Source organism: Limnoraphis robusta CS-951 (assembly GCF_000972705.2).
This window is the reverse complement of sequence record NZ_LATL02000277.1, coordinates 1-14,829: the sequence shown is the minus strand read 5'-3', so window position 1 is coordinate 14,829 and position 14,829 is coordinate 1. Positions and strand designations below refer to the sequence as shown.

At 43.1% G+C, this 14,829-nt stretch carries 8 protein-coding genes and 1 pseudogene; 3 read left to right on the top strand and 6 right to left on the bottom strand.

The features are described from left to right. Window positions 1–497: pseudogene (locus WN50_RS23505) on the bottom strand (F420-0:Gamma-glutamyl ligase); the annotation flags it as partial. A gap of 363 nt (window positions 498–860) precedes the next feature. Here WN50_RS23505 and cruF point away from each other — a divergent pair. The 3 genes from cruF to petH all read left to right on the top strand — a co-directional run bounded on the left by cruF (window position 861) and on the right by petH (window position 4,725). Continuing rightward, entirely contained in the window at window positions 861–1,805 is a 945-nt protein-coding gene (gene cruF, locus WN50_RS23500) for a gamma-carotene 1'-hydroxylase CruF (RefSeq protein ID WP_049560945.1), read from the top strand. 303 nt (window positions 1,806–2,108) lie between these two features. Continuing rightward, the gene (gene cruG, locus WN50_RS23495; protein ID WP_046278072.1) at window positions 2,109–3,311 is read left to right on the top strand and encodes a 2'-O-glycosyltransferase CruG; all 1,203 of its coding nucleotides are present in this window, start codon (window positions 2,109–2,111) and stop codon (window positions 3,309–3,311) included. Window positions 3,312–3,513: 202 nt separating this feature from the next. Next, window positions 3,514–4,725 carry a bifunctional rod-capping linker CpcD/ferredoxin--NADP reductase PetH gene (gene petH, locus WN50_RS23490; protein ID WP_046278071.1) on the top strand — a complete coding sequence of 404 codons (1,212 nt, stop codon included), beginning with the start codon at window positions 3,514–3,516 and terminating at the stop codon, window positions 4,723–4,725. A 242-nt stretch (window positions 4,726–4,967) separates the two neighbouring features. Here the strand turns inward: petH and WN50_RS23485 are convergent, their stop codons facing one another. The 5 genes from WN50_RS23485 to WN50_RS23465 form a co-directional block, all read right to left on the bottom strand. Next, a complete protein-coding gene (locus tag WN50_RS23485) occupies window positions 4,968–5,384 on the bottom strand; it encodes a putative toxin-antitoxin system toxin component, PIN family (RefSeq protein WP_046278070.1) in 417 nt (138 codons plus the stop codon). After that, on the bottom strand, window positions 5,381–5,746 hold the full coding sequence (locus WN50_RS23480) for a hypothetical protein (RefSeq protein WP_046278069.1): 366 nt from the start codon (window positions 5,744–5,746) through the stop codon (window positions 5,381–5,383). Before WN50_RS23480 ends, WN50_RS23485 begins: the two co-directional genes overlap by 4 nt. A gap of 126 nt (window positions 5,747–5,872) precedes the next feature. Continuing rightward, window positions 5,873–7,291, bottom strand: coding sequence for a pentapeptide repeat-containing protein (locus tag WN50_RS23475; RefSeq protein WP_053221588.1), 1,419 nt, complete (start codon window positions 7,289–7,291; stop codon window positions 5,873–5,875). Then, on the bottom strand, window positions 7,284–8,036 hold the full coding sequence (locus WN50_RS23470; RefSeq protein ID WP_152964915.1) for a hypothetical protein: 753 nt from the start codon (window positions 8,034–8,036) through the stop codon (window positions 7,284–7,286). Before WN50_RS23470 ends, WN50_RS23475 begins: the two co-directional genes overlap by 8 nt. Before the next feature lie 65 nt (window positions 8,037–8,101). Continuing rightward, the gene (locus WN50_RS23465) at window positions 8,102–14,407 is read right to left on the bottom strand and encodes a translocation/assembly module TamB domain-containing protein (protein ID WP_046278067.1); all 6,306 of its coding nucleotides are present in this window, start codon (window positions 14,405–14,407) and stop codon (window positions 8,102–8,104) included. Between the last annotated feature and the right edge of the window lie 422 nt (window positions 14,408–14,829).

The window sequence follows — 14,829 nt, the reverse complement described above, 5'->3', positions numbered from 1 at the left end:
TATTGTAAGGGGATGATCACATGGCGGGTTTTGGGAATGCGTCCGTCTGGGCCATAGGTGATATAGTGAATTTGTACCCAAGCCGACTGTAGCGGTTCGAGGTTTTCTCCCTGAATTTCGATAGAAACTTTGATTTGAGTGGGTTTGCGCTTGACAATATAGGCAAACCAATAGTTATCGGCTCTTGCAGGCGCATCGGGATGGATGGGAATAATACGAGTGTTTAATTCAATTTTGTCTAAACTGGCTTCACTCAGGAGTTGCACCTGGGCTTCTACTTCCGGTACCATGATTTCAAAGCCCCGAGTGCGGTTGCGGAACTCCATTTGACCAACGAGCAGGTAATGATTGGGTTGAGTGAGGGCGAGATCCCACTGACCCGAGGTTAGTTCTAGGTCATTTCCAGGTAAACGACGATATCGCATCTCCATCGCTAATAACCCCCCGATAGCGATGATTGCGAGTAGTGTGACGATTGCGATCAGTAAACTTGCCATGACTCTCCTCTTGCCCAATTAAACTCCACTTATTTTAGTGGATTCGGAGACTTGGCTCTCAAATCCAGATACATATCATAAGTTGGTAACTTTGTCTATTCTTTGTCGCCGATCCAATAAATTTTTTAAAAGTGACTCTTGAAATCTATCACTAAATTTTATTTAATTTGCCGCCAACCCCTAAAAAACCGATCGGGAAAAGGGATTCAAATCAAGGCAAATCAAGATCATGGGTTAAACTTGCGTCTAGTGATTGCTTATGGGGATCACTCAGAAGTAATCACAACTTTCATTTAATTTTGTTAAAGATTTGTAAACTAATAAAGAGCGTCATTTGAATTTTACATTTTCTTGAGGAGTTCCATGAAGCAACTTATAATTGCTGAACGATTTTTTCTAACTATCCATGTAATCTCAACCCTGTTTGGCTTGGCCGGACTGTTAATTGTTCTACCTAATCCCCAAATCATTGCTAACTTACCCGCCTTTGGCCAGACGGTTTTCGGGTGGAGTATGGCAGGTGGCGGAGTTGCTTATATCGTTTTTGGTGCGATCGCCGTTGCGTTATACGCTTACCGAACTCTAGGATTGTGGGCAACTGCTACATTCATGTTACCTGCGGTGTTCTTATCCTTGGGCAGTGAATTGTTAGGGACCAGTACCGGATTTCCCTTTGGTCACTATCAATACCTCAGTGGTTTAGGCTATAAGATTGGCGGCTTAGTTCCGTTTACCATTCCCCTGTCTTGGTTTTACATGGGGCTAACTTGTTATCTATTAGCCCGAACAGGTTTCAAAGTAGTTGTCGGTTCAAGCTGGTTCCGTCACTGGGCGGCTTTAGCAATGAGCGCTATTTTGTTAACGGCTTGGGGTTTAGTTCTCGATCCGGCAATGAGTCAAGCTCCTGTAAAATTCTGGGAGTTCCAAGAAGTTGGTGAATTTTTTGGAATGCCCTACCGCAACCTCATCGGATGGATGGGAACGGCGGCTGTGTTTATGAGTGTTGGCGCTATTTTGTGGCGACGAGTCCCGATTGTCTTATCTCGCCCTCAATTGACTTTACCTTTAATCGTCTATTTGACAAACTTCGTTTTCGGAGCGGCAATCACGGTTTTTTCTCTAGATGCACGGTTCTTGTTCCCGGTAAGTCTGAGTATTGCCTTGGGTGTCATTCCGGCTTGTGTTTTCTGGTGGACTGCCGGCGGGCCGACATTACCCACTGTCAAAGATTTGCCCAGCGAACCTGCTTCTGTTGACTCGCCTCCCTCTGACATTCCCCGCACTCCGGCTGAGATTTTGGCAAAATAAGCCTGCATCTGTTTGGGGGGAATTCTATCTACGTCAGGGGACAAGCAATGAATCAATCGTCTTTCTGTTAATAGCGAAGAGTCCGGCGACAGCATCCTTACTGATTGGAGTCCCTCTTTAGTAAGCCTGTCCCCTTCTGTGCTAAATTTGCAAGCATCTTCAGAAGAAACAGATTTTTAGCGGAAAAACGGATTGACTCTATCCGAGAAAGACTAGAATTCTACTGTGTTCGCACTGACGCCCATCCGTTCTTTCTGATAGAGATCTGTTTTCTGAAGTGTTAATGGGCGAAATCAATTTTCAATGACCAATGACTTCTTATCTGTCTGGATCGGCGCTCTGGCTTTATTGATCCTGATTGTACAAATTCCGGCTACGGCTATTGTTCTGTCTCGTTTATTTAAGGCTCTTAACCGTCGTTTTCTATTGCAAGCTCATCCCCCAACCCCTGATTTATTGGGAACGGTGAGTATTGTTGTCCCCACTTTGAACGAAGCTGAACGCATTTCGCCCTGTTTATCGGGGTTGAGTCGTCAAAGCTATGAAGTACGGGAAATTTTGATTGTCGATAGTTGTTCAACGGATGGCACTCGCGAAATGGTGCAGGCGAAAGCCCAGCGTGATCCTCGATTTCGTCTGATCACCGATGATCCCTTGCCCTCCGGTTGGGTAGGACGACCTTGGGCTTTACACACGGGTTTTCTCCACAGTTCCCCAAAAAGTGAATGGGTATTGGGAATTGATGCAGATACTCAACCGAGTCCGGCTTTAGCTGCAACTCTCCTACAAACGGCGATCGCTCAAGGTTATGATTTAATTTCTCTATCTTGTCGGTTTATTCTGAAATATCCGGGGGAATTGTGGCTACAACCTGCACTGTTGATGACGTTGATTTATCGTTTTGGGCCGCCGGATACCAACCCCAATAGTCCGGAACGGGTGATGGCGAATGGTCAATGTTTTCTCTGTCGGCGTGAGGTTCTAGAAGCGATGAACGGCTACACCAGTGCAAGTCGTTCTTTTTGTGATGATGTGACTCTCGCTCGTAATGTAGCCGCGAAGGGATTTAAAGTTGGGTTTCTCGATGGGGCGAATTTACTGAAAGTCAGAATGTATGATGGTTTTTGGGATACCTGGTCTGGATGGGGGCGATCGCTGGATCTCAAGGATGCTTCCTCTGTGGGGCAACTGTGGGGAGATTTAGGATTACTTTTAGCAGTTCAAGGTTTACCTTTACCGATTTTGTTGTTGAGTCTGGGATGTTGGGGATTTTTACCTTTATCCAATCCCTTGATCGGGGTCTTACTGGGTTTAAATTTATTCTGGATCACGGTTCGGTTTGCTTTGTGTGGTGCGATCGCTTCAGCTTACGATTTGTCTGTTGCTCAAGGAAAATGGATATTTTGGCTGTCTCCATTTGCTGACCCGTTGGCGGTGGTGCGATTGTTTGTTTCGGCGAACCGCAAGCCAACTCAATGGCGAGGGCGAATTTACAGTGACCAGTGACCCGTTTCACTGTCCACTATTTACCGTAAAATGATTAAAAGTCTAACAAAAAAAGCGACTCTTGTCTGAGTGAGCAGTTACACTTACTGGATAATAGTCGTGGTATTTCGTGGAAGAACACCACCTTAAGAATGGCTTAAAGTGATTTATATGTCACATTCTGTAGGTGAATCGCTCGGTATTGTAAGGGAGAAATTTATCAATGTATAGTCCTAGTGGATCTGGTGTTGCGACAAAGACAGGGGCAAATAGTCGGGTCTTTGTCTTTGAAGTTGAGGGAATACGTCAAGGGGGAAATAGCGATCAACAGACTTACCCCATTCGTCGTAGTGGCAGAGTGTTGATCACCGTGCCTTATGAACGGATGAATCAGGAAATGCGACGGATTTCGCGTTTGGGGGGTCGGATCGTTAATATTCGTGCCTGTGACGGAACTTCCCAAGATCAAAGCAGCACCACGCCAGAAAATGGATTACAGAGTCAACAGTCTGGAGAACAGAAAAAACCCATGACACAAGCTAAAGTTCATACTGAAGTTCCTGTCAACATCTACAAGCCTAAAAATCCCTTTGTTGGCAAGTGTCTGTCTAGTGTAGAATTAGTTCAAGAGGGTGGAGAAGGTACTGTTCGTCACCTCACCTTTGACCTTTCCGGCGGCGATTTGCATTATGTTGAAGGTCAAAGTATTGGGATTATCCCTCCAGGCACAGATGCAAATGGCAAGCCTCACAAGCTGAGACTTTATTCTATTGCTTCAACTCGTCACGGAGATCATCTTGATGACAAGACTGTTTCTCTGTGTGTACGCCAACTGGAGTATAAGCATCCTGAAACGGGTGAAACCGTTTATGGGGTTTGCTCTTCCTACTTGTGCAACCTCGAACCGGGTGCTGATATTGCCATTACTGGCCCGGTTGGTAAGGAAATGCTCTTACCGGATGATGAGGAGGCCACAATTATTATGATGGCAACAGGTACAGGAATTGCTCCTTTCCGGGCTTTCTTATGGCGGATGTTTAAGGAAAGAGAACAAAATCCTGATTATCAGTTCAAAGGTTTGGCTTGGCTATTCTTCGGTTGTGCCTACACTCCCAATATTCTCTACAAAGAAGAGCTTGAAGAGTTACAACGTCAATTCCCTGACAATCTCCGCGTCACTTATGCCATCAGTCGCGAACAACAGAATAAAGATGGTGGCAAAATGTATATTCAGCACCGGATTCAAGAAAATGCTGATGAACTGTGGCAGTTGAATCAAAAACCGAATACCCACACCTATATTTGCGGTTTGAAGGGTATGGAAGGCGGTATTGATGAGGGAATGTCTGCCGCCGCTAGTAAGTTTGGCGCTGATTGGGGTGAATACCAAAAGCAACTGAAGAAAGAACACCGTTGGCACGTTGAAACCTACTAATTTTTCACGTTAGCAGCTTTTGATGGGATTCAAATTTCTGTGAGTTAATTCTGTTTGGGGTGAGGGACTAATTGATAGCCTTCACCCACTTTATTAGATGACTGTATCAAAACTGTTGTTCGTCTTACGACCATGAACATATAGCGCTACTTGAATCGGGAACACCGGATCAGGGAACACCGGATCAGTAGACGGTGAAGGGGTTTTAGGATTTAGAAATGTCCTAATGTATTCGCGTACTGCTATAGTATTGGTTTAATTAACATTAATTCTGCAAAAACTGAAACCGAAATAATTAAGGTATTCCCCAAGCTTTGAATTTCAGTAAAATCGCGATCGCCTGTAATTAAAAAATCTGCATTGGCAGCGATCGCACAAGCAATAAACTTAGCATCTTTTTGATCTCGGGGAAAATCAACTTCGATAGAGACATCAATTAGTGTTGTTGAACGACGAATTAAATTCAACCATTTTTCTTTCTGAACCTCTGTTAATTTTAGCTTGGGTCTATTTAATACCTCCCGATACTCTGCTACAATTTCTTCGGAAACCATCCATTCAAAATCCGGTTGATTGAGAATCCAGTTAATCACAGCTTCGGGTTTTCTTCCAGAGATAGCCGCAGATACCAAAATATTAGTATCGATAACAACTTTCATTTTTCTCCCCGGTAAGCCGCTATTTCTTCGGCTATTTCTTCATCGGTTAAAGGATGATCGGCGTGTAAAGCTTGGGTTTCTTGACATAAATTTATAAAGTCTTCGGCTAAAGTTTGATTGTGCGGTTCTGGTTGAGAATTTTGCAGACTTTCCCGGATAATTTTAACTTTTTCTTCGAGTAGCTGTTGTGCCGTTTCTCCCGAAATAAGGGTTACAATTTGACGGGATTGATTAAGATTTTGTTTTTCTGCCAAAGCTTTTAAAGCATCGGTAATCACCTGATTTGCAGTTGTATATTTACCCGTTTTTAACTGTTCTTGCAATAACTTTTCTTGTTCGGAATCTAGAATAATTTCAGTCATATTGTTATCTTGGCTTTTGGGTTAACTTTTCAAGTGTATCAGAGCAACGAATACCAGAGAAAAATTCAAGTTTCACAGTTGGAATTCTTATATTAACGGGCGTGTTGGTACAAAAACCCGCTCTCTTTAACCCCCATCAAAAATAGCTCCTCGTTTGATCAAATCTTGTTTGAGTTCTTCAGTCATTCCCAGACTATTACTGCTAAAACGTGCATTTCTTACGCGAGAATTGGTGAGGTTGGCTCCACTGAGGTTGGCTTCACTGAGGTTGGCTTCACTGAGGTTGGCTCTAATGAGGTTGGCTTCACTAAAGTTGGCTCCACTGAGGTTGGTTCTAAAAAGGTTGGTTCTAAAAAGGTTGGTTCTAAAAAGGTTGGTTCTAAAAAGGTCTGCTCCACTAAGGTCCGCTCCACTGAGGTCGGCTCCACTGAGGTTTAACTCCTCAATTTCTCTATTAACAATTGTCCAAACCAATCTCCATTTAGCTTCTAGCTGTGTATTTTCATCAATGAGAACTCCTCTGAGGTTGGCATCATTGAGGTCCGCTCCACTGAGGTTAGCTCCACTGAGGTTGGCTCCACTGAGGTTGGCTTCACTGAGGTTGGCTTCTACGAGGTTGGCTCCACTGAGGTCGGCTCCACTGAGGTCGGCTCCACTGAGGTCGGCATTACTGAGGTCGGCTCCACTGAGGTCGGCTCCACTGAGGATGGCTCTACTCAGGTCGGCTCCAGCGAGGTTTAACTCCTCAATTTCTCTATTAACAATTGTCCAAACCAATCTCCATTTAGCTTCTAGCTGTGTATTTTCATCAATGAGAACTCCACTGAGGATGGCATCATTGAGGTTGGCTCCACTGAGGTTGGCTCCACTGAGGTTGGCTCCACTGAGGTTGGCTACACCGAGATAGGCTTCACTGAGGTTGGCTTCTATGAGGTTGGCTCCAAAGAGGTTGGCTTCATCAAGGTAGGCTTCACTGAGGTTGGCTTCACTAAGGTTGGCTTCACTAAGGTTAGCTCTACTGAGGTCGGTTCCAAAGAGGTTGGCATCACTGAGGTTGGCTCCACTAAGGTTGGCTTCACTAAGGTTAGCTCTACTGAGGTCGGTTCCAAAGAGGTTGGCTTCTATGAGGTTGGCTCCAAAGAGGTTGGCATCACTGAGGTTGGCATCACTGAGGTTGGCTCTAATGAGGTTGGCTTCTATGAGGTTGGCTCCAAAGAGGTTGGCATCACTGAGGTTGGCATCACTGAGGTCGGCTTCATCGAGGTCGGCTCCACCGAGGTCGGCTCCTCTGAGGTCGGCTTCCATGAGGTTGGCTCCACTGAGGTCGGCTCCTCTGAGGTCGGCTCCTCTGAGGTCGGCTCGACTGAGGTCGGCTTCATCGAGGTTCAAACCGCTTAAATCAGTACCGTGTAAGTCTGCATTAACGAAATCAGTTTGGAGATTCAAATCAGCTAATTCAGCTAATTCCTGAAAATTCTCGGTATCGGCATCAATTATTTTCTGTATACTGGCTTCGAGTTCTTGAAGTGATTGATCTTCATTCATAACTTAACTCCACTTTACTTACATAGGGTTTTAATTTTGATTCCAGCAACCGATTAATAATTAGTTTTTCGATGATTGCCAATTTATTCTGACTAATATTATCCGGCCATATTCCTTCCGCATCACCGACGTAAACATTTTTCGATACCACTTCAAAGGTTGCTGTCAATTGATGGGAAATCTCTGTGATATCTACCGTTGCCAGCTTTTGATCTGCTAAAGTTCCCTTGAGAACAGACTCGTCTTTATCCGCTTCAAATACCCAAGCAGGAGAACGCTCATCCCCTTTCGTCGATACATGATAGACTGTCTTCTGAAACTTTTCTTTTCTCGTTTCTGTATTTTTATAATCTTGTTTTGCACTTAACTCCGCTTTCTCCCGAGACAGTGAACCGCCGATGTTACTACTTTTTTCTACACCCTGTTGAGTTTCCACTTCTCGTTCAGTAACCAGCTTCATCTCATCATTTAAACATCGGTCAGAGTAAGGAGTTTTACAATTTTTCAAGCTTAATCTTAGTTCGCCCCCTCGAAGACCATATTTAACTTTTCCGCCGAGTAGTTTCAACCATTCTTCGTTAAAGTTTAGGGTGAGATATAAATCCTTTTTTTGGGGGAGTTCTGCCTGTTGCAGTCTGTCAGTTGGTGTATCCTTAAGTTCTAAATCAAAATACAGAAAATCGGGACATTTATTGTCTTGTTGTTTACGATATTTTGGTTCAGTTGAATCGTTAACTTGTTGCATGAGTTCTACTTCTGAATTTAGATTCCCTATTTCTAGAGATTTATTAAACCCAGTATAACCCGGAATCAAAACTGAACTTCATACTCAAAACGAATCTCACTTTCACTACCCAAACCCGTTGCACCCCGAATTAATAAGTTATCATTCACTCGATAATTGACCCCTAACTGGGTGGGTTGATCGTCGGCTAAAACTTGAGAGAGGGAAACCGAAATATTATCCGTAACATCTAAACCAACTTCTATTCCTAAACCCAAAGCCGAAGACTCTGTTGAACCGCCACTTTTAGAAATACGAGCGGGATAAATCCGAAATTCCGTCAACCCAGTTGCATCCAAAATATTTTGCTGAATTTGATTGAAAATACCCGCACTGGCAATATTCGCTAAAACTAAGGTTGTATCTCCGGTAATTCCTTCAAATGTACTTCCCCCCAACAAGGCGATTAATTGAGTTTGAGAGCGGGAGGGAGAACTTTGCAACTGTACAATATCGTTAATCTGAGAAGCTGGGCCTTTGACCAATGCAGTCACCCGAATTGTTCTGACTCTTCCTAAATTAGTAGCAGTCGGACCTTCTGAAATCTCTGAAGAAAACGCCGAAGTTGGGGCTTGAAAACGAGTGGTTTCAGCAACGCGAGTCACCAGTCGTAAATCTAAAATCGGATCAAGCCCTTTCGAGGGGACAAAAATTGCTTGTTGGGGATAACCCCGATCTAGAATAAAGCGGCTGGTGTAGAGGTTCAGGGCGCCGCCTGTCAGTTCGATTGTACCACTCGGACGAATATCTTCTAAAGTTTCTAGAGTGCCATTAACGGTGATTGTACCCTCTGCTGAAAAGTCAACAATGGGAACGCTCAAAAATTGACTAACGGGGGGAGTTTCTATCTGAATATCTTCTCCCAATGTCAATCTAAAATTATCCAAACTAATTCTAACAGGCCCGGTATCGGGTAATCCTCCCCCAGCGCCTCCTGATGCTGCGGCGGCGACAGGTAAAATCACAATTCCATCTGAAAGGTTAATTCCCCCACCGATTTCCGGTCTTAATGCAGTACCCCCAATTCTAACGATTCCTGCCGCATCTCCAACATACAATTCTGCTACATCAACCTTCAAATTTTCTAACTGAATGCGAAGGGGATTTCCGGCATCGGGATCTTCATCAGCCAAGGGTAAAATAAGCGGTAAAATCCCTTGAACGAGAATATTACCTGTTCCCGCCTCACCGACTAATTCACCTTGAATTCCATTCACCCGAATGCGATCGCCGACAAAAGTTGCCGTTCCTGAGAGTCCAACAATCGACTGTTTGAGGCTTTCTACACTCAATATACCATCTTGAATTTTTAATAATCCTTCCGGTTGAATTGAAATTTGTTCGATATCTCCATTAGCGTCTTGTTGTAAAATCCCGTTAATATTCAACTCGACTAATCCGGTTCCTTGCACCCAACTAATTTCGGGGTTCAGTAGATTAATGATATTCAAACCCTCATTTTGGATATCGACCTGTACTCGCAGTTGGTTACTTTCAGCCGATACTTCTGCAAAGGGTAAACGATAGGGAACTTGAGCTTTTATCCGAATGGGATCTTTTTCAGTTAGAAGAATATTACTTCCTAAAAATAGACGAGCGTTATTGTAACTGAAACTGCCTCGGGCTTCTTTGATAGGTTCTGCGTTAAAACTTCCTTCAACAACGGTAAATTCTCCCGTCGCTTGGGGATTGGCTAAACTTCCGGCAATATTCGCTCGAAAGTTCAACTGACCATTAACATCAATATTGGGGAGATCAACAAAATTCTCTAATTCATCTTGCAGTCGTTCTAAACGAATATTTTTAACACGAAACTGTCCCGAAGGAAGCTGTGTATCTAAAGCAAATTGTCCGCGAAAATCATAAACCGTTTCTTCGGAAGTCAGTTGCAAAGGCAACACCCGCAACACATTATCTGGATCTAAACTGGCATTAAGAATAAACTCATTGGCTTCAAATCGCCCCCAAGTCCAATCTCCTGTATTATTAAGGGCGACAGTTGCAGTCACACCAGAGGCGATGGAACCTTGAACCGCAATTTCTCCGGTAAAACCACCTCGCAGCGCTTCTAACGGCGGTAGGGGTTCTTCTTGTTCTTGCAGGAGTTGTCGTCTCAATATCGCTTGAATTTCTTCAAAGCGTCGCAATTGTTGAGTCAGGGTTGCATCTGGAGGTAAACCCACAGGAACCGGAATAACATCGGCTGCGGTTCCATATTCGGGAGTGTTGATGCCTCGAACCAGATCGCTAAGATTATAAAATTCTAAAGCAGCTAATACATCCTGTAAGGTGCCGTTGGGGATGTCAATTTTGGCTTCAAAGTCGGGAGGACTTTCTGTATTAGCGCCCGAGGATAACGTGACACCTGCTTGCAAATCTTCGATAATCGCTTCTAAATTAGCACGAGCAGCAATTAAGATCTGAGTTTCTCCGAGTCCGAGTTGACCCTCTGTTAACTGAAAGAGTCCGTTAGCCAGGCTAATATTGGCGCTGAAGCGGTCTAAATCAATATAACCGAGGGCGGGGTCTTCTACGGCTATCGTGCCTTGGGCGCCAATTTGAGAGGGGTTGAGGGTGGCTAACTGAGAAATGGTGAGGTTCGCTGAAGCAATACCGCGAATTTCTCCAATGCCTTGATTGGCTAAGGGCGCTAAACTGAGGACGCTGAGGGGAAATTGTTCTAGGGTTACTAATAAATTCTCGCCGACGGTGGTTCCTTGAGCGATCGCTTCATCTTGTTGAATCAGGAAACTTTCGGGTAAATATTGATTATTTAGAACCAATTCAATGCGATCTTGTTGTCCTGCTAAGGCTAAATTTACCCCTTGATTTAATCCAGCGCTTAGGCTTCCGGCTAATATCGGATCAAATGCTAATTCTCGCACAATTAAATTCTCTAAACTTAAATCTCCGGCGAGTTGTAAGGTAGACAATGATCCCGTTAATTTCCCCTGAAAGTTTACTAAACCTGCAATTAAAGGTGAATCTCCGGCAACTTCTGGGGGAACATTTGCTAATAAGCGTTGTACCGCAGGAGACTGTAAATTAAAGTCAGACAGACGGACATTGAGGTTGAGGTTTGAGAGTTGGGGAACTCCGGTTCCTGAAAATTCTACCCCGACAAACCCATTCGCCCCAAATTGTGGAGATTCAGCTTTTTCTATTTCTAAACGTTGACCATTCCAATTAAACGCTGCTTCTAAAGGTTGTCGAATAATGGGAAGTTCGGTTAATTCTAACTGTCCCATCGCTTGAACTAATTCCGGTTTAAGTTCGATTAAAGAACCACTCGCACTTAAACGAGTATTGAGTAATCCTCGCAATAAAGGCATTGCTTCAGCTTGGGTAATTAAACCCTGTTGTTGTAGCGGTTGTAAAAGGTCTTGAGTTTGAGATTCTACTAAATTAGAAAACCGATTTAAGGCGATTTGATCGGCATTAATAATGGTTTGCCAACGTCCGGCTATTGCTTGACCTGAGACGGCGACATTTCCACCTTCTTGTCCTAAGTTTACCAAACTATCAATTTTAGCGGTAATGGCAGATATCGGGTTTTCTAACTCACCAATATTGTTTAAGTTTCCCGAAACCGAAGCTTGTAGTTGTAATTCTCCATTTCTGAGGTTAATCTCTTGAATTTCTGCCTTTAAATCGGGTTGTAAATTAGCGAAGGGTAAACCAACATCAATTAAAGGTTCAAGGGGAATTGCATCAGTATTGACGCTAAGTTGTAATTGACCATCGGTTAATTGTCCTCTTGCTGCAACGGTTCCGCCTAAATTGCCTAAATTAATTTGACTGTTGGCGGTGCCTGTAACCTGAGTTAAATTGTTAATATTACCGGAAAATAGGGCTTGTGCTTCTAGAGTTCCGTTGCTAAAATTGATATTTTGAATTAAATTGTTTGTATCGGGTGATAAATTAGCAAGAGGTAAGCCTAAATCAATTAAAGGACTAAGCGGAATGGTTGAAGTATCGACTTCGGCTTGGAATAAATCTCCACTCAAACGCCCACTCGCTTTGATGACTCCACCTGTATTTCCCAGGTTAACTAATCCTTCGCCTCTAGCGATGATTTCATCGATGTTATTAATATTTCCTCTAACGGTTCCTTCGGCTTGTACAGTTCCGTTTCTTAGGTCTAAATCCTGAATTTGAGTTTGAGTATTCGCGGGAAGATTAGCCAGGGTAATTCCTGCATTTAAAATTCGAGTTAATGCCAAGGGATCGGTATCAAAAGCGGCTGAAAATTCCCCTTGTCTGAGTTGGGTGGTTGCATTAATTAAACTCCCGCCTAAATTGATTTGAATATCACTTTCACCGCGAATAGTAGAAAGATCAAAGCTTTCTAAACTTCCCAATAAATTGGCTTGTAAATCTAATCGTCCGTCTGATAGATTAATGCTTGCAATATCTGACTTGAGATTCGGTTCTAAATCAGCAAAGAGTAAACCCGCATTCACTAAAGGTTCGAGTGCAACTTGACTGGCGTTAATATTGGCATTCCATCGCTGTTGTTGATTTTTTTGAGCGGTTATATTAACGTTACCTTCGGCAATTTGAATCGTAGAATTGAGTTGGTTTTTATCTAAATTTGCTTGACCAAAAATAGGTGTTGTTGCTGCGGGTAAGGAAAAATTAGCTTCCCCTGTAAACTTTTCTAATGTTCCTGAAACTTCTGCTTCTGCTGAAAGTTCACCCCAACGAAAAGGCGAAACAATACCATAGGATTCTGCTAAAGAATCTAAGCCAACATTATCGATATCTAGATTGAGTTTTATTTGGGGATTGAGCGGAGATTTTTCTGCTTTTTCTTCTGGGGTTTGTGTTGGGGGAACGGGAAGTAAAATAGGCGGTGTCGGTGGGGATTGAGTGGGAGGGCGAGGCGGAATTTTTGGGGGAAGTTGTGTTTTTTCTTTTGGTTGATTTAGGGGTTCGACAATGATTTTTTGACTTTCAGTAATCAGTTGTTTTAATCCCGTGAGTTTCACTTCTCCCTGTCCGGTAATTGTTCCTCCAGTTGACGGTTGAATTTGTAGGGATTGAACGATAATATTGGGATCGGACTGTAATGAAAAATTTTCATCAATTAAAGCCGTTATTTGTAAATTTGTGGCTAAATAATCGAGTGTAATTTTATCAACTTGCGTCGGTGCAGTTGTATTAATGTCTAACGAAACGATAGGTTTCTGAACGGTTCCGGTTAAATTAATACCCGTTTGAATTTCTCCCGAAATCGGCACGGGTAAATTAATCGGCTCTTCAGCGACATTTTTAGCAATATCGAGAAGAGTTGAAATAGTAGTCGGTTCAATATTAGCGGTAATATCTAACTTTGTTTTTAACAAATCAAGTTGAGGATTAGCCGTCGCAGTTCCGACAATATTAACCCCGATATCTCCTAAACCCGTTGTCAAGCTTTCAATTCTAGCTTGAGTTCCAGCAAAGCGAAATTGAGCATTAATCGGTTGTACAGGTTGTTCTAGATCGGTGAAAATTTGAACATCATCAAGACTAGCTCTACCTTGAATTTTGGATAACTTAGAATCTTCTAAATTGACGAAAATATTGGCATCAACACGGCCTGCTTGTAAAGCAAAATCGGGATTTTTAATTAAACCGGAAAATTGCGATACAGGGATATTATTCGCTTGCAATCTCCCTTCAATATTGTTATCAGGAGTATAAACATTTGCTTTAACATTAAACGTTCCCCCTTGAGCAAAACTGCCATTCAAGTGACCTTTAATCCGTTGATTTTCCTCACTGATATTAACAACCGCTTGCTCAATATTCAGCGCAATAATTTCAGCCGAACGATTTTCAGAATAAGGTTTCAGATTAATATCAGCATTCCTCACGCCCACCGTACCAAATTCAATATCAACAGGCGGATTACCTTTTAAATTTAATTCAGTTCTAATCCAATCTCCCGAAGCATCTTCTTCCAGATAAACATCCGCATTGACTAAAGTAATATCAAATTTAACCGTCGGGTTAGTCAAGAGCGAAAATAACGAAAACCCGACTTCAACCGCTTCTGTTGTAGCGTTATTTGGGTTATTATCAGTCGTAGGAATCAAAGAACGACCGAAGCGAATACTGATAGGCGTCACCCGTTCAACTGGCCCAACAATCACAGGACGTTGGACAATACCCCCGACGATATCACCCACCATAGGGGCTAACCGATTTTTGACAAACCAAGTCGCTGCGGTTCCAACAGCGATAGTTGTCACTCCCAGTCCCACGCTTCCCCAAATCAAGATGCGACGCAGACGGCGACGAGGACGAGAAGTATTTTCGGTGTTGGGGTTGGGCGGGTTCGTCATTACACTATTTCACGTTGAAGGGGAAGGATGACTGAACCAGAAACTTTAGTCCAGCCAATCCCTGTTTATTTTTACGAGATCAGCTCAGAGAATGCAAGCCCCGTGAGGATGAATCCGCTCAAGTTGATTTCCGAGGCAAGTCGGGACATTTCGTCAACAAAAATATAAAAAATTTCTTAAGGGTTCATGCCAAGATAGTAATCATAGACTGTTGGTGTTAAATTTCCATGAAAGTCAGTTATTTGCTTAGACGTTATGAACAAGGCGAAATAGACTTTACAGGGATAGACTTACCAAAAATTGCCGCACACGCCCCTACCTTCAGGTATGGGGATATAAGGCTCTTTCTAATGCTATAATAACTCTACTGGCAGGGTATTCAACCAGTTGAAAAACCCAGCATCTAATCGATGCAATTAACC